The organism is Streptomyces tendae, from assembly GCF_008632955.1.
Taxonomy (GTDB): domain Bacteria; phylum Actinomycetota; class Actinomycetes; order Streptomycetales; family Streptomycetaceae; genus Streptomyces.
This window is the reverse complement of the sequence record NZ_CP043959.1, coordinates 4,762,065-4,777,697: the sequence shown is the minus strand read 5'-3', so window position 1 is coordinate 4,777,697 and position 15,633 is coordinate 4,762,065. Positions and strand designations below refer to the sequence as shown.

The 15,633-nt window shown below is 74.0% G+C and carries 12 protein-coding genes; 6 read left to right on the top strand and 6 right to left on the bottom strand.

Annotation, left to right across the window (positions count from 1 at the left end; all coding sequences use genetic code 11):
• Nucleotides 1-77 precede the first annotated feature (77 nt).
• The 5 genes from putP to F3L20_RS21925 all read left to right on the top strand — a co-directional run bounded on the left by putP (nt 78) and on the right by F3L20_RS21925 (nt 10,052).
• A complete protein-coding gene (putP, locus tag F3L20_RS21945; protein WP_150155826.1) occupies nt 78-3,635 on the top strand; it encodes a sodium/proline symporter PutP in 3,558 nt (1,185 codons plus the stop codon).
• A 157-nt stretch (nt 3,636-3,792) separates the two neighbouring features.
• Nucleotides 3,793-4,671, top strand: a complete 879-nt coding sequence (locus F3L20_RS21940) for a universal stress protein (protein ID WP_150155825.1) — start codon at nt 3,793-3,795, stop codon at nt 4,669-4,671.
• A gap of 403 nt (nt 4,672-5,074) precedes the next feature.
• Nucleotides 5,075-7,459, top strand: a complete 2,385-nt coding sequence (locus F3L20_RS21935) for a phosphoketolase family protein (protein ID WP_150155824.1) — start codon at nt 5,075-5,077, stop codon at nt 7,457-7,459.
• Nucleotides 7,460-7,695: 236 nt separating this feature from the next.
• Nucleotides 7,696-9,030: a hemolysin family protein gene (locus tag F3L20_RS21930; protein ID WP_150155823.1), complete on the top strand. Its 1,335-nt coding sequence runs from the start codon at nt 7,696-7,698 to the stop codon at nt 9,028-9,030.
• Complete coding sequence (locus tag F3L20_RS21925; protein ID WP_150155822.1) at nt 9,027-10,052, top strand: hemolysin family protein; 1,026 nt, start codon at nt 9,027-9,029, stop codon at nt 10,050-10,052. Before F3L20_RS21930 ends, F3L20_RS21925 begins: the two co-directional genes overlap by 4 nt.
• Before the next feature lie 90 nt (nt 10,053-10,142).
• Here the strand turns inward: F3L20_RS21925 and F3L20_RS21920 are convergent, their stop codons facing one another.
• From F3L20_RS21920 to F3L20_RS21900, 5 genes are all read right to left on the bottom strand, one after another.
• Nucleotides 10,143-10,526 (bottom strand): hypothetical protein, encoded by a 384-nt coding sequence (locus F3L20_RS21920; protein ID WP_167534579.1) that lies wholly within the window; start codon nt 10,524-10,526, stop codon nt 10,143-10,145.
• An 87-nt stretch (nt 10,527-10,613) separates the two neighbouring features.
• A complete protein-coding gene (locus F3L20_RS21915) occupies nt 10,614-11,876 on the bottom strand; it encodes a glycosyltransferase family 39 protein (RefSeq protein WP_240810735.1) in 1,263 nt (420 codons plus the stop codon).
• The gene (locus F3L20_RS21910; protein WP_431193174.1) at nt 11,873-13,171 is read right to left on the bottom strand and encodes a glycosyltransferase; all 1,299 of its coding nucleotides are present in this window, start codon (nt 13,169-13,171) and stop codon (nt 11,873-11,875) included. The genes F3L20_RS21915 and F3L20_RS21910 overlap by 4 nt, the downstream gene beginning before the upstream one ends.
• 235 nt (nt 13,172-13,406) lie before the next feature.
• Nucleotides 13,407-13,913 (bottom strand): cellulase, encoded by a 507-nt coding sequence (locus F3L20_RS21905; protein ID WP_150155821.1) that lies wholly within the window; start codon nt 13,911-13,913, stop codon nt 13,407-13,409.
• 11 nt (nt 13,914-13,924) lie between these two features.
• On the bottom strand, nt 13,925-14,431 hold the full coding sequence (locus F3L20_RS21900; protein WP_150155820.1) for a SigE family RNA polymerase sigma factor: 507 nt from the start codon (nt 14,429-14,431) through the stop codon (nt 13,925-13,927).
• Between the two features lie 190 nt (nt 14,432-14,621).
• Here F3L20_RS21900 and F3L20_RS21895 point away from each other — a divergent pair, with 190 nt between their 5' ends.
• Nucleotides 14,622-15,131, top strand: a complete 510-nt coding sequence (locus tag F3L20_RS21895; RefSeq protein WP_150155819.1) for an NUDIX domain-containing protein — start codon at nt 14,622-14,624, stop codon at nt 15,129-15,131.
• Between the two features lie 39 nt (nt 15,132-15,170).
• Here the strand turns inward: F3L20_RS21895 and F3L20_RS21890 are convergent, their stop codons facing one another.
• Nucleotides 15,171-15,551, bottom strand: coding sequence for a DUF6479 family protein (locus F3L20_RS21890; protein WP_145825819.1), 381 nt, complete (start codon nt 15,549-15,551; stop codon nt 15,171-15,173).
• Between the last annotated feature and the right edge of the window lie 82 nt (nt 15,552-15,633).

Here is a 15,633-nt window from a genome sequence, read left to right as displayed (position 1 = left end):
AATTTGGCGCCGAGTCATGATTTGCCCGCCGGACCGAGGGCGTGCCGCGCATCGCGGGACTTCCGGGCGAGGACCACATGTTCCAGCTGAGCGCGCCGATCGTCGCCACGTTCGTCCTGTACGTGCTCGCCCTGATCGGGACGGGGATCCGGGCCTACTCCCGCACGCACACCTTCGACGACTTCGCCCTGGGCGGGCGCCGCTTCGGCCCGTACGTCGCCGCCCTGTCCGCGGGAGCCAGCGACATGTCCGGCTGGCTGTTCCTGGCGCTCCCCGGCGCGGTCTACGCCGCCGGGCTCGGCTCCGTCTGGATCGCCTTCGGGCTGGCCGTCGGCACGTACCTGAACTGGCTGTTCGTCGCGCCACGGCTGCGCACCTACACCGAACGGGCCGGGAACGCGGTGACCCTGTCCGGCTACCTGGAGGAGCGGTTCGAGGACCGCACGCGCACGCTCCGCCTGGTCTCCGCCGCGGTCACCCTGGTGTTCTTCACCGTCTACGTCGGCAGCGGCCTGGTGGCCGGCGGGCTGCTGTTCCAGACCGTCTTCGACCTGCGTTTCACGGTCGGCGTCACCCTCACCGGCCTGCTCATCGTCATCTACTCCTGCCTCGGCGGTTTCCTCGCGGTGAGCCTCACGCACGTGCTGCAGGCCTCGCTGATGCTGCTCGGCCTGATCGTGCTGCCCGCCGTGGCGATCGCGCGCCTCGGCGGCTTCGGCGCGCTCGGGGACGCCCTCGACGGCAGACAGCCCGCCCTGCGCGAATTCGGCTCCCAGGTCGACTTCGGGGGCGGAGTCTGGACGGGCGGGGGTCCCCTCGGGGCCGTGGCGATCGTGTCCCTGCTCGCCTGGGGGCTCGGCTACTTCGGCCAGCCGCACATCCTGGCCCGCTTCATGAGCATCCGCAGCACCCAGGACGTACCGGCCGCCCGGCGCATCGGCACGGCCTGGGTCGTCCTCGTCCTCACCGGCGCCACCCTGGTCGGCCTGGCCGGCATCGGGGAGCTGTCTCCGGCGCTGTCCGCCCCCGACACCGTGTACATCGCCCTCAGCCGGGCGCTGCTCGACCCCTGGATCGCCGGGGTGGTGCTGGCCGCCGTCCTGGCCGCCGTCGTGTCCACCGCCGACAGCCAGCTGATGGTGTCGTCCGTGGCGCTCACCGAGGACTTCTACCGGGCGTTCCTCAACCGGCACGCCTCCGACAGAGCGCTCGTGTGGGTGGGACGCGGCACCGTCGTACTGGTCATCGTGGTGGCGTACGTCATAGCGCTGCACGGCGGCGGACTGCTGAACATCGTCGCCTACGCCTGGGCCGGGTTCGGCGCCGCGTTCGGCCCCGTGGTGCTGCTGTCGCTCTACTGGCCCCGGATGACCTCGGCCGGGGCCATGGCGGGCATCGTCGCCGGCGCCGGCACGGTCCTGCTGTGGGACCAGGTCAACCCGCTGCTCGGGCCGCTGGAGTCGGGCGTCTACGAGATGGTCCCCGGCGTCCTCGTGGCCACCGTCGCGGCCCTGGTGTTCGGCCGGTACGTCGGACGGCCGCCGAAGCGCGCCTTCTGGCGGATGCCCGGCGGCGGCACCAGCCAGGTGGTGCTCACCCCCTTCCTGACCCGGGCCCCGGTCGGCCTGGCGATGCTGGACACCGACCTGCGGTACGTGTGGGTGAACGAGCCGCTCGACCGGCTGATCCCCCTGGAGCGGCGCCTGGGGCGGCGGCTGAGCGAGCTGCGGCCGACCTCCGAGTTCCGGGGCTTCGAGGAGCAGATGCGCCGGGTGCTGGAGACGGGCGAGCCCGTCATGGACTGGGAGTTCCGCAGCGCCGAGGAGGACCCCAGGGAGGCCCGCGCGGTCTCCGTGTCGTTCTTCGGGGTGACCGACCGCCGTGACCGCCCGGTGGGCGTCCTGTACATGGTCGTCGACGTCACCGAACGGTGGCACGCCCAGAACCGCCTCGCGCTGCTGAACGACGCCGGCGCCCGCATCGGCAGCACCCTCGACGTCCCGCGCACCGCGCAGGAACTGGCCGACGAGGCCGTGCCGTCCCTGGCCGACTTCGTCGCCGTGGACCTGCTGGACTCCGTGATGCGCGGCGAGGAACCGGCGCCCGGACCGGTCGGGCTCGCGCCGGTCATCCGCCGTGCGGGACAGGCGTCGGCACGGGAGGGCGGCTGCGGCGGCAGCCTGGCCCTCGGGGAGGCGGTCCGGCGGGCCCCCTCCTCGCCGGTGACCCGCTGCCTGCTGGAGAGCCGGACCCTGGTGGAACGCGACCTGGACCGCGCCACCAGCCCCTGGGTGACCGAGGACCCGTCGCTCGGCGCGTCGATCCTCACGTACGACTACCGGTCCCTGATGGTGGTGCCGGTCCGGGCCCGGGGCGTCACCCTGGGCGTGGCGACCTTCGCCCGCACCGAGCGGTTCGGGCCCTTCGAGGACGACGACGTGCGGCTCGCCGAGGAGTTCGTCTCCCGCGCCGCCGTCGCCGTCGACAACGCCCGCCGCTACACCCGCGAGCGCACCGCAGCCCGCGCCATGCAGCAGGCCCTGCTGCCCCAGGCGCTCAGCGGGGGGTCCGCGCTGGACGTGGCCTCCTGGTACCAGCCGGCCGACGTCCCGAACGGGGTGGGCGGCGACTGGTTCGACGTCATCCCCCTGTCCGGCGCCCGGGTCGCCCTCGTCGTCGGTGACGTCGTCGGGCACGGTATGGAGGCCGCCGCGACCATGGGACGCCTGCGGACCGCGGTACGCACCCTCGCCAACCTCGACCTGCCCCCCGACGAACTGCTCGCCCGCCTCGACGACCTGGTCATCGGGCTGATGGGCGCCCACGACGACCACGAGCCGGCCGCCGCGGGCTCCGCCTTCCTCGGCGCGACCTGCCTGTACGCCGTGTACGACCCGGTCGGCGGGCGGTGCGCGATGGCCCGCGCGGGGCACCTCCCGCCCGTCCTCGTCACCCCGGACGGCACGGCCGAGGTGCTGGACCTGCCCGCCGGGCCCCCGCTGGGCCTGGGCTACCTGCCCTTCGAGGCCTGCGAGCGGGATCTCGCCGAGGGCAGCCTGCTGGCCTTCTACACCGACGGCCTCGTGGAGACACCGGACCGGGACATCGACGACGGGATCGCCCGGCTGGGCGACGCCCTCGCCGTACCCCGCTCCTCACTGCGGGAGATCGGCCGGGGCGTGGTCGAGACCCTGCTCACCGGCCCGCCGCCGGACGACGCGGCGCTGCTCCTGGCCCGCACCCGGCGCCTGCCGGCCGACCGGGTCGCCTCCTGGGACCTGCCGAGCGACCCGGCCGCCGTGGGCGCCGCCCGCAGCGCCGCCGTCCGGCAGCTGTCCGAATGGGGGCTGGACGAACTGGCGTTCACCACGGAACTCGTCGTCAGTGAACTCGTCACCAACGCCATCCGCCACGCCTCCGGGCCGGTCGCGCTGCGGCTGATCCGTGACCGAGGGCTCATCTGCGAGGTCACCGACGGCAGCGGGACCTCACCGCGCCCCCGGCACGCCCGCACCACGGACGAGGGCGGACGCGGCCTGATGATCGTGGCCCAGCTGGCCCACCGCTGGGGCACCCGCCACACCGCCACGGGAAAGGTCATCTGGACGGAACAGCCCTTCGTCACGGAACCCTGAGCGGGAACGGAGGCTCGGCCCCCATGGGCCCCGTGGGCAGGGCCCAACGGGCCCTGCCCACGGGGCCCACGGACTCTGCCGTGGGGTGGCCTCGTGGCGTGATCGTGGGCGGTGGAGGGCCCGACGCAGAGGAGCCCCGTAACGGGAGGTGGGTTCCATGCTCCGCACCGTCACCGTGGGTTACGACGGCTCGGCCGAGAGCCGTGCCGCCGCAGAGTGGGCCGCCCGTGAGGCGCTGCTGCGGGGGCTGCCGCTGCGGGTGGTGAATGTCAGGGAACCGGTCCCGGAGCACATCGCGGAGTCGGGCCTCCTGGCCGACGCCACGTTCCGGCAGCGCGCCGAACGGCTGCCGCGCGAGGCGGGCGCGGCGCTCCGCTCGCGCCACCCCGGACTGGAGGTGGTCGCGGAACAGGTCGCCGGCGGCGCCATGGACGTCCTCCCCGAGGTCGCGAAGGACGCCGACCTGCTGGTCCTCGGCTCCCGCGGGCTCAGCGGCCTCGGCGGCTTCCTCGTCGGCTCCGTCGGCATGGTGGTGATCGCCCGCACCAGCACCCCGGTCGTCCTGGTCCGGGCCGGCGGGCACCGTACCGACCCGGACGCACAGGGCGGCCCGGGCCCCGTGGTCGTAGGGGTGGACACCGACAAGCCGAACGGCGCCGTCCTCGGGTTCGCCTTCGAGGAGGCCGCCCGCCGGGGCGCGGCCCTGAAGGCGGTGCACGGCTGGAGCGTCCCTCCGTGCTACGCCTACGCCCTGCCCGCCCACCCGGTGCTCGCCGCCGTTCTGGGCACGGAGCAGTCCGCCGCCCTCAGCGAGGTGATGCGTCCCTGGCGGGAGAAGTTCCCCGACGTCGAGGTGACCGAGGAGTCCCGCGCGGGCAGCGCCGCCGTCCGGATCGTCGACGCCGCCCATGACGCCTCCCTGGTCGTGGTCGGCCGCCGGATCCGGCGCAGCCCGGTCGGCGCGCACACCGGTCCCGTCACGCACGCGGTGCTGCACCACGCCGCGGCCCCTGTCGCCGTCGTCGCGCACGACTGACCCGAGCACTGCAACGGGGGACAGCCGTGCGGCCGGGGGCCCCGACCTCTCGTGGCCGCCGCTCGTGGGCGTGGACGGATCCGTACCGGGCCCGCGCGCCGTCGACCGCGCGGCGGACGGGCCGGCAGGGGTGCAGGTCCGGTCCCGTGCTGCGGAGGACCCGGTCCCGTACGGCCGACGACCTGCGCCGCCCCGGCCTGACGGGCCGACCCACGGCCCCCCGGGGGGAAGGCCGCCGTTGCCGGGGGACCGTGGCGTGAAGGGGGCCGGAGGTGCCGGGCGGCTGTCGTGGGTCGGGCAGATGGCCCAGGTGGCCCTGTCGGGACCGCGGCCTCCGGGGGAAGGTGAGGAGATACGGACCCGCGGGTTTCCCCCGACCATCCCGACGCGGAAGGACACCAAGATGTCCGTCGACACGCACCAGGCCTCCGCCCCGCTCGGCGACGACGAGCTGAGGACGCTGGACGCCCACTGGCGCGCCGCGAACTACCTGGCCGTCGGCCAGATCTACCTCATGGCGAACCCCCTGCTCACCGAGCCGCTGCGCCCCGAACACGTGAAGCCGCGGCTGCTCGGCCACTGGGGCACCTCGCCCGGTCTCAACCTCGTGTACACCCACCTCAACCGGGTGATCCGGGCCCGCGACCTGGACGCCCTGTGCGTCTGGGGTCCCGGGCACGGCGGGCCCGCGGTGGTCGCCGGGTCCTGGCTGGAGGGGTCGTACACCGAGACGTACCCCGACATCACCCGGGACGCGGGCGGGATGGCGCGGCTGTTCAAGCAGTTCTCGTTCCCCGGCGGCGTCCCCAGCCACGTCGCCCCCGAGACCCCGGGCTCCATCCACGAGGGCGGCGAGCTCGGCTACTCCCTGTCCCACGCCTACGGCGCCGCCCTGGACCACCCGGACCTGGTGGTGGCCTGCGTGGTCGGTGACGGCGAGGCGGAGACCGGCCCGCTGGCGACCTCCTGGCACTCCAACAAGTTCCTCGACCCCGTCCACGACGGGGCGGTCCTGCCGATCCTCCACCTCAACGGATACAAGATCGCCAACCCGGCCGTGCTCGCCCGGCTCCCCGAGGACGAGCTGGACGCGCTGCTGCGGGGCTACGGCCACGACCCGCTGTACGTCACCGGCGACGACCCGGCCGCCGTCCACCAGGCGATGGCGCACGCCATGGACACCGCCCTCGACCGCATCGCCGGGGCGCAGCGTGCCGCACGCGAGGACGGCGCCGTCGAGCGCCCCCGCTGGCCGATGATCGTCCTGCGCACCCCCAAGGGCTGGACCGGCCCCGCCGAGGTCGACGGACTGCCGGTCGAGAACACCTGGCGCGCCCACCAGGTCCCGCTGCCCGCCGTCCGGGACAACCCCGAGCACCTGCGGCAGCTGGAGGCGTGGCTGCGGTCGTACCGGCCGGAGGACCTGTTCGACGAGGACGGCCGCCCCCGCGCGGACGTCCTGGCCTGCGTCCCCGACGGCGCCCGCCGTCTCGGCTCCACCCCGTACGCCAACGGCGGGCTGATGCTGCGCGAGCTGCCCCTGCCGCCGTTGGAACGGCACGCCGTCGCGGTGGACAAGCCGGGCGCGACCCTGCACGAACCGACCCGCGTCCTCGGCGACCTCCTCGAGGACGTCATGCGGGACACCGCGGACCGGCGCGACTTCCGGCTCGTCGGCCCCGACGAGACCGCCTCCAACCGCCTCCAGGCCGTGTACGACGCCAGCGGCAAGGCGTGGCAGGCCCGCACGTTCGACGTGGACGAGCACCTCGACCGGCACGGCCGGGTGATGGAGATCCTCTCCGAGCACACCTGCCAGGGCTGGCTGGAGGGCTACCTCCTCACCGGCCGGCACGGCCTGTTCTCCTGTTACGAGGCGTTCGTGCACATCGTCGACTCGATGGTCAACCAGCACGTCAAGTGGCTGCGCGTCACCCGCCGCCTGTCCTGGCGCGCCCCCATCGCCTCCCTGAACTACCTGCTGACCTCGCACGTGTGGCGCCAGGACCACAACGGCTTCTCCCACCAGGACCCCGGTTTCGTCGACCACATCCTCAACAAGAGCCCGGAGGCGGTACGGGTCTACCTGCCGCCGGACGCCAACACGCTGCTGTCGGTCGCCGACCACGTGCTGCGCAGCCGCGACTACGTCAACGTCGTCGTGGCCGGCAAACAGCCCTGCTTCGACTGGCTGACCATGGAGCAGGCGAAGGCGCACTGCGCGCGCGGCGCCGGCATCTGGGACTGGGCCGGCACCGAGACCGGCGACCGCGAACCCGACGTGGTGCTGGCCTGCGCGGGTGACGTGCCCACACAGGAGGTCATGGCGGCGGCGCAGCTGCTGCGACGGCACCTGCCGGAGCTGGCGGTGCGGGTCGTCAACGTCGTGGACATCGCCCGGCTGCTGCCGCGCGGGGAGCACCCGCACGGCATGTCCGACTTCGAGTACGACGGCCTGTTCACCGCCGACAAGCCGGTGATCTTCGCGTACCACGGCTACCCGTGGCTGATCCACCGGCTGGCCTACAGCCGCACCGGGCACCATCACCTGCACGTGCGCGGCTACAAGGAGATCGGCACCACGACCACGCCGTTCGACATGGTGGTGCGCAACGACCTCGACCGCTACCGCCTGGTCATGGACGTCATCGACCGCGTCCCCGGACTGGCCGTGCGGGCCGCCGCGGTACGGCAGCGGATGGAGGACGTCCGGCTCCGCCACCACGAGTGGATCCGCGAGCACGGCACCGACCTGCCGGAGGTCGCCGACTGGACCTGGGACGGCTGACCCCGGTGAGCGGCGGTCCGGACTCCCGAAGGGCCGGACCGCCGTCGCTCACGCGCGCGGGACACTTTGCGGGTCCTTTACAGTTGACGTGGAAGCAGGACATCCTGCTTCCACACATCTCTTCGTACCTGTTCGAAAAGGAGCGACGGTCCCCCGATGGGTGATCCTCCCAGTAGTAGCCGTGCCACCACCCGCAGTCCGCGTCATGCGGCCCGACAGGGAGCGGGGGTGGCACGGTGACCGAGGTCCTGCTGCTCCTGCTCGCCCTGCTGCTGACGCTGGCCTGCGCGGTGTTCGTCGCGGCCGAGTTCTCCCTCACCACCGTCGAGCGCGCCGAACTGGAGCGCGCGGCGGACGCGGGTGAGCGCGGCGCGGCCGGTGCGCTGGCCGCCGTACGCCGTCTGACAGTGCAGCTGTCCGGCGCCCAGCTCGGCATCACCGTCACCTCGCTGGTGATCGGCATGCTCGCCGAGCCGTCCCTCGCCGCGCTGCTGCGCGGCCCGCTGCGCGCCGCCGGCCTGGGCGGCGCCGCCCCGACCGTGGCGACCCTGCTCGGCGTGGCGCTGTCCACGGTGGTGCTGATGGTGATCGGTGAGCTGGTCCCGAAGAACTGGGCCATCTCACGTCCCGCGGCGGTCGCCAAGGTCGTCGCCGGCCCGCAGCGCGCCTTCACGGCCGCCTTCGGCCCGTTCATCCGCCACCTCAACGGCACCGCCAACCGCTTCGTGCGCCGCTTCGGCCTGGAACCCGCCGAGGAACTGGCCTCCGCCCGCACCGCCGAGGAGCTGGGCGCGCTGGCCCGGCACTCCGCCGCCGAGGGCGCCCTGGAGGCGGACTCCGCCGAGCTGTTCGTACGCACCCTGCACCTGAGCGAGCTGACCGCCGAGAACGTGATGACCCCGCGGGTCGACGTCCGCGCCCTGGAGGTGCACGCCACCGCCGCCGACGCCGCCGCACTCAGCCACGCCACCGGCCTGTCCCGCTTCCCGGTGTACCGCGACAGCCTCGACGAGGTCGTCGGCACCGTCCACATCCGGGACGTGCTGGCCCTCGAACCGGAACGGCGCGCCGGCACGCCCGTCACCGAGCTGACCACACCGCCGCTGCTGGTCCCCGACAGCCTCCCCGCCGACCGCCTGCTGGAGCGCATGCGCGCCCACCGCGCCATGGCCGTCGTCATCGACGAGTACGGCGGCACCGCCGGCGTCGCCACCGTGGAGGACATCGTCGAGGAGGTCGTCGGCGAGGTCCGCGACGAGCACGACCCCGTCGAGGTGCCCGAACTGGCCCCCGCCCCGGCGACGGCCGACGGCCGCGCCGTCTGGGAGGCCGACGGCAGCCTCCGGCTTGACCGGCTCACCGCCCTGGGCGTCACCGCCCCGGACGGGCCGTACGAGACGGTCGCCGGACTGATCGCCACCCGCCTGGCCCGCATCCCGGCCAAGGGCGACACCGTCGACGTCGACGGCTGGCGGCTCGACGTGCTCGCGGTCGAGCACCACCGCGCCGACCGCATACGCGTCACCGCACCGGCCCCCGTACGGGCCGAGGTCATGGAGGAAGCCCGATGACCGTCCTGCAACTCGCCATCGGCCTCTTCACCCTGCTGACCAACGCGTTCTTCGTGGGCGCCGAGTTCGCCCTGATCTCGGTACGCCGCAGCCAGGTCGAGCCGCGCGCCCTCGCGGGCGAGAAGCGCGCCAAGATGACCCTGTGGGCGCTGGAGCACCTGTCCGCGATGATGGCCACGGCCCAGCTGGGCATCACCGTCTCCTCGCTGGTGCTCGGCGCGGTCGCCGAACCGGCCATCGCGCACCTGCTGGAGCCGCCCTTCGAGGCGGTGAACGTCCCGGACGCGCTGGTGCACCCGATCGCGTTCGTCATCGCCCTGACCCTCGCCACGTATCTGCACATGCTGATCGGCGAGATGGTGCCGAAGAACATCGCGCTCGCCGCGCCGGTGCCCAGCGCGCTGCTGCTGGGTCCGCCGCTGGTGTGGCTGACCCGGGCACTGCGGCCGTTCGTGTTCGGCATCAACGCCTTCGCCAACGTCCTGCTGCGGCTGCTGCGGGTCGACCCCAAGGACGAGGTGGAGTCGGTGTTCACCGACGACCAGCTCGCCCGGATGGTCGTCGACTCCAGCGAGGCCGGACTGCTCACCCCGGCCGACGGGGAGCGGCTGCGGGACGCGCTGGAGCTGGGCACCCGCCCGGTCGGCGAGATTCTCGTCCCGGCCCGGCGGATGCACACCGTCGACCACACGGTCACGCCGGCGCGCCTGGAGCGGGTGGCCGCCGAGGCGGGCCTGTCCCGCTTCCCGGTCACCGGCCCCGGCGACGCGCTCCTGGGCTACCTGCACATCAAGGACACCCTCGGCGTCACCGAACGGGACCGGCCCTTCCCGCGCACCACGCTGCACAAGGTCACCCGGGTCCGCATCGACACCCCGCTCGACGACACCCTCACCGCGCTGCGCGCGGAGGGCAGCCACCTCGCGGCGGCGGTCGGTGAGAACGGCAAGGTCATCGGCTTCGTGACGATGGAGGACGTCCTCACGGAACTCGTGGGCCCCGCGGCCCCCGCCCCCGCCTGACCCCGCCGCTCACCACGGCCCACCGCGGCCCCGGCCGGACACCCCGTCCGCCCGGGGCCGCGGTCGTACGGTCCCGGCGCGGGGCCGCCGTCACGCGCCCAGGTGGCGGTGGCGCTCGTTGTGCCAGGCGATCGCGCGGCGGATGTCCGGCTCGTCGAGGCCCGTGCGGCAGGCGAGGTCGGTCATGGCGACCGGCGGGCCGGAGCCCAGCACGCGGCCGATCTTGCCCGCCCAGAGCTCCTCCTGCACGAAGGGCCGGCGCCGGTACACGGCGCGGACCTCCTCCAGGTGCGCTTCGCAGCAGGCGGTCACGCGCCGCAGTCCGTCGTGGAGGGGATCGGCGGGATGCACGGCCGAGGAGTCCGCCACGTACCCGCGCACCGCCTCGCCGGGCGGGAAGGTCCTCGCGCAGAGGTCGCACAACTCCGGCGCGGGGGCGTCGGATCGGCGAACGTGCTTCTTACGCTTCCACATGGGAACTCCCGGTGGCCGACTGCGGTCAGCGTACTGCCGGAAGCCTGCCCCCACCCGGTGACGGACAGACCACCCGACCGCGTCGGCCTACGGCACGCCCAGCTCGAACAGGACGTACCCCGCATAGGATCCCGACGCCACCGCCGCCGTGCCCAGCACCGTGACCAGCGCGGACCGGCTCAGCCGGCGCATGGCCAGGGCGAGCGGCACGAACAGGGGGAACAGCGGGAGCAGATAGCGCGAGACGTTGCCGAAGTACTGCTGGGTGCCCATGACCGTCAGGTACGACAGCACCGTGTACACGACCAGCACGACGGGCGGACGCAGCCGCACCAGCAGCACGGTCAGCACGGGCACCAGCAGCACCACACCCACGCCGATCGTGTCCTCCATCGGCATGGCGAACAGGTAGTCGAAGTGGCCGACCGGCAGGGAGGTCAGCACGTCGAGACTGTGCCGCCCGTAGTCGAAGGTGTGACCCCAGGCGCCTTCCTGGAGCTTGGTGTAGCCGCCCCAGTCACCCATCCGGTACCCCACCCAGCCCAGGTAGCCGGCCACCCCGAGCGGCGCGATCGCCACCGCGGCCAGCGGGCGCCGCCAGTCCTCCGCACGGCGCAGCACCGCGCACAGCCCCGCGACGCCGAGGGCCGCGACCAGGGCGACGGCGGTGGGCCGGGTGAGTCCGGCGGCGAAGGTCAGCACCGCGGCGAGCGCCCAGCGGCGCGTCGTCACGGCCCAGCAGGCCCAGGCGGCCAGCGCGGTGTACAGCGACTCGGAGTACACCGCCCACTCCGTGCCGGACCCCGGCCACACCGCCCACAGACCGACCGCGACCAGCCCGGCCCGGTGGCCGCCGAGCCGCGCGGTGACGGCGTGGATGCCGAGCGCGGCGGCGAACGAGCACACCACGGAGACGGCCATCCCGGCGCCGTACGGGCCGAGCCCGGTGATCTCCATGACCAGCCGCATCAGCGCCGGGTACAGCGGGAAGAACGCCGCCGAGTTGCCCTCCAGGGTGATCAGACCGGTGGCGCCGGGGACGGGCTCCAGGACGGGGTCGTAGCCGAACAGGGCGATCTGCTGGTACCACCAGCCGTCCCAGCTGCCCAGCACGTCCCACGGGTGTGCGCCGCCGCCGAAACGCGGATGCTTCTCCCGGAAGTCGCCGGCCGAGTCCAGCAGCAGCATGAACACGGCGAAGCCGACCAGCTTGAGCACGCCGTACGTGGCGAGCACCGGGCCGTGACGCGCGGCGAGGCTCCGCAGCCGTTCGCGCGGCCCGGGTACGGCCGGGCCGTCGGGCGCGTCGGCCGGGGCGGCCGGGCGGGTCAGGGGCGTCGTGCCGGTCATGAGGCGGAGGTTCCTGTCGTACGGCGGGAGCGGCGGCCCGGGAATACCCAGGCCCGCAGGACGTGGAAGCGCAGCAGGGCCGCGGCGAGGTTCGCGGTGACCAGCACCGGCACCTCGGTGCGGGGTCCGGCGCCGGGGACGGTGAGGTGGAGGACGGCCAGCGCGCCGCCGGTGAGGGCGAGACCGGCGAGGAAAGCCACCAGCCCTCCGAGGTGGTGGGCCGGCAGTCCCTCGCGGCCCCGCACCCCGAAGGTGAACCGCCGGTTCGCGGCGGTGTTGACGACGGCGCAGAGCAGCAGCGCGAGTGCGTTGCCCGCCTGGGCGCCCGCGGCCGGGCGCAGCAGGACGTACAGGAGCAGGTGCAGCAGGGTGGTGACGGCGCCGACGGCGGCGAAGCGCACGATCTGGGTGACGCGGCCGGGCGGCGGGCCCGCGGCGCCGCCGGACGTCCCGGCGCGCCCCAGGGCGGCCAGCGGCAGCCGGCCACGGGCCAGCGCCCGTCCCAGCCGGGCCATGCCGCGCAGGTCGGCGAGCGCCGTGGGGAGCAGATCGACCCGGCTGTCCGGGTCGTCCACCCAGTCCACCGGCACCTCGTGGATCCGCAGGCCCGCCCGCTCGGCGATCACCAGCAGTTCCGTGTCGAAGAACCACTCACGGTCCTCGACCAGCGGCAGCAGCCGCTCCGCCACGTCACGCCGTACCGCCTTAAAGCCGCACTGCGCGTCGGAGAACCCCACGGAGAGGGTGCCGCGCAACAGCCCGTTGTAGCAGCGGGAGATGATCTCCCGCTTCGGTCCGCGCACCACCCGGGAGCCGCGGGCCAGCCGGGTGCCGATGGCGAGGTCGGAGTGGCCGGAGATCAGCGGGGCCACGAGTGGCAGCAGGGCCGCGAGGTCGGTGGACAGGTCCACGTCCAGATAGGCCAGCACGGGGGCGGGGGAGCGGGACCAGGCGGTGTGCAGCGCGCGTCCGCGTCCCTTCTCCTCCAGCCGCACCCACCGGATGCCGGGGAATTCCGCGGCCAGGCGCGCGGCGATCCCGGGTGTCCGGTCCGTGCTGGCGTTGTCGGCGACCGTGATCCGGAACGGATAGGGGAAGGTCTCGGCAAGGTGGGCGTGCAGCCGCCGGACGCAGGGCTCCAGGTCCCGTTCCTCGTTGTGCACGGGCACGACCACCTCCAGGACGGGCTCGGAGTGGTCCGCGGGGAGCGCCGCCGGGCAGGGCGGCGCCGGCCGGGCGGCGGAGGGGCCGGTCGGGGGTCGGTGGGGCGGTGCGGACCGCCCGGCGGTTCTCATGGCGGGTCACGGTCTCTTTCCGGCGTGCGCCTGCGGGGTGGGTGGTGCGGGCGAGGGGTCAGGGGGTATGCCCGAGGTGTTATGGGCATGCCAAACAACCCGTGGGGTGGTCCCCAGAACGGCCCGGTCGGGTGTCCCGGGGCGAGGGGTGGGCGTGCCGGGTCCTACGGACCGGCGGTCGAAGTGGTCGAAGCGGTCGAAGCGGGGAACACGGGCGACACAGGCGGGTCCGGCGTCATCCGGTCGGCGGGGGAGAGGTCGGCGTGCTGTCCGTGCCGGGGATGGCGGTCCCGGTTGCCGTCGACTCGGGTGGTTCCCTCGTGCCGAGGTGGGTCGTGCCGGGCTCCGCCGTCCCCGGTTCCGTCGTGGCCGGCCCCGTGGTCCCCGGCGGTGAGGTGCCGGGGGGCATGGACTCGGGGGTGTGGGTGGGCGGCAGGGACGGGCTCGGCCCGGTGCCGGACGGGGACACGGTGGGCTCCCCCGACGCCCCCGGTGCCGTGGACCCGGTCGCGGGCAGCGGCAGGTCGGCGGGCGCGGAACCGGAACCGAGGTGGGGCAGCAACGCCAGGCCGATGCTCAGCCCGGCCACCGCGAGGGCGGAACCGCCGGCCCGCACCAGCGCCCGGGACCGGCGACGGGCCCGGATGCCGTCGTACAGGCGGGTGCGCTGCCCCGGTTCGAGGGGGATGTGTGACCGGCCCTCGCGCATCATGCGCGTCAGCTCGCGCTCGAAGTCGTCCATCGCTGCTCCCCTCACCTCACGGGCCGGACGGAATCGGACAAAATCTGCCGCAGCCGTGCGACCCCCCGCGACGCGTGGGAGCGCGCGGTGCCCACCGGACAGCCCAGGGCCTGCGCCACCTGCCCCTCGGGCAGGTCCTCGTAGTAGCGGAGCACGACCGCGGCCCGCTGGCGGGGCGGCAGCAGCGCCAGCGCCGCCTCCAGCCGCGAGCGTTCCGCGACGGCCGCCGACACGTCACCCGGCTCGGGCCGGTCGGGCAGCTCGCCCACCGGGCGCTCGCCCCACCAGCGGCGGCGGGCCGAGCGGGCCGCCATCCGCACCAGCACCTGACGCACGTACGCCTCCGGTGCCTGCTCGGCGACCTTCGGCCAGGCGAACCACAGCTTCACCAGAGCCTCCTGGACCAGGTCCTCGGCGCGCTGGCGGTCGCCGCCGGTGAGCAGACGCGCGACATGCAGCAGCGCCGACCAGCGGGCGGCCACGAACTCGTCGAAGCCGTCGGCCCGAAACCGCTGCATCCCTTACCGCCCCGTGTCCGTACAAGCCCTTGCACCTGGAAGAAGGCCTTGGGGCGGGGGAAACGATGCACCCGCGTGCTGTGATGCGCCTCACGTCCCCGCCGGGGGGTGCGGAGAGGCGGGCGTCCGCCGGGGGACCGGCCCTGAAAACACGTAGGACAGTGCCGAAGGGCACTGTCAGTCTGACCGGATGCGTACACCCAGAGAAGCAGCCAGGGTCGCGGTGCTGGACCCCGAGGGATCGGTCTTCATGTTCCGCTACGACAACGACGAGGTCGGCGTGCACTGGGCGATGCCCGGTGGAGGGACGGAACCGGGCGAGTCACCGCTGGAGGCCGCCGAGCGGGAGGTACGGGAGGAAACCGGATGGACCGACCTCCGGATCGAGGACACCGTGCTGTGTCTGTGGGAGCACGACTTCACGCGGGCCGGGGTGCCCGTGCGCCAGCACGAGCACATCTTCCTCGCGCATGCTCCCCGCCGGGAGCCGGCCGGGGACCTCACCGCCGCGCACACCGCGGACAAGATCCTCACGTGGCGCTGGTGGTCCCCTGCCGAACTGGCCGGGGAACACGAGCCGTTGTGGCCGCCGCAGCTCCCCGGACTGCTCGCCGGCGTGCTCAGGAACGGCGCTCCGGCCACCCCCGTCGATCTGGGCTTCGTCCCGAACGGGCCCGTCGTCCGGGGAGAAGGGATCTGACATGACGACGGCCCCGGCGAAAGCCGGGGCCGGTCGGGGCTAGTGGGCGCCCGGTCCTCCGCTGCCGAAGCCGCCGCTGCCGCCGCCCTCCCAACGGGGCCGCTCCTGCGCGGCGCCGGTACGGGTGCCGGCGTTGCCGTGGCCCCCCAGCTCGTGCGGCGTCAGCCGCTCGTCGCTCTTGGGCATCTCGTTCGGCTCCCGCTGCTCCCGCACCTCGCGGACCGGGCCGCCCTCGGGCATCCGGGGCTGCTCCTCGGGCCGGGGGTGGCTCGTGTCGTTGCTCCTGACGCGGCGGCTGCCGAAGACGAACATGCCGATCAGCAGGGCCAGGACCGCGATCCCCGCCACCACCAGTCCGACACCGAGGGCACCGCGGCCGGCCGCCAGGTCGGTCGTCTCCATCCATGAGGCGTTCATCATGGCCTGCGGGTACCCCCGGACCCGCCCGCGAACCAGCCCGCCTCCCGCCGCGGCCGGCCGCACGACGCCCCGGAACCCGTGC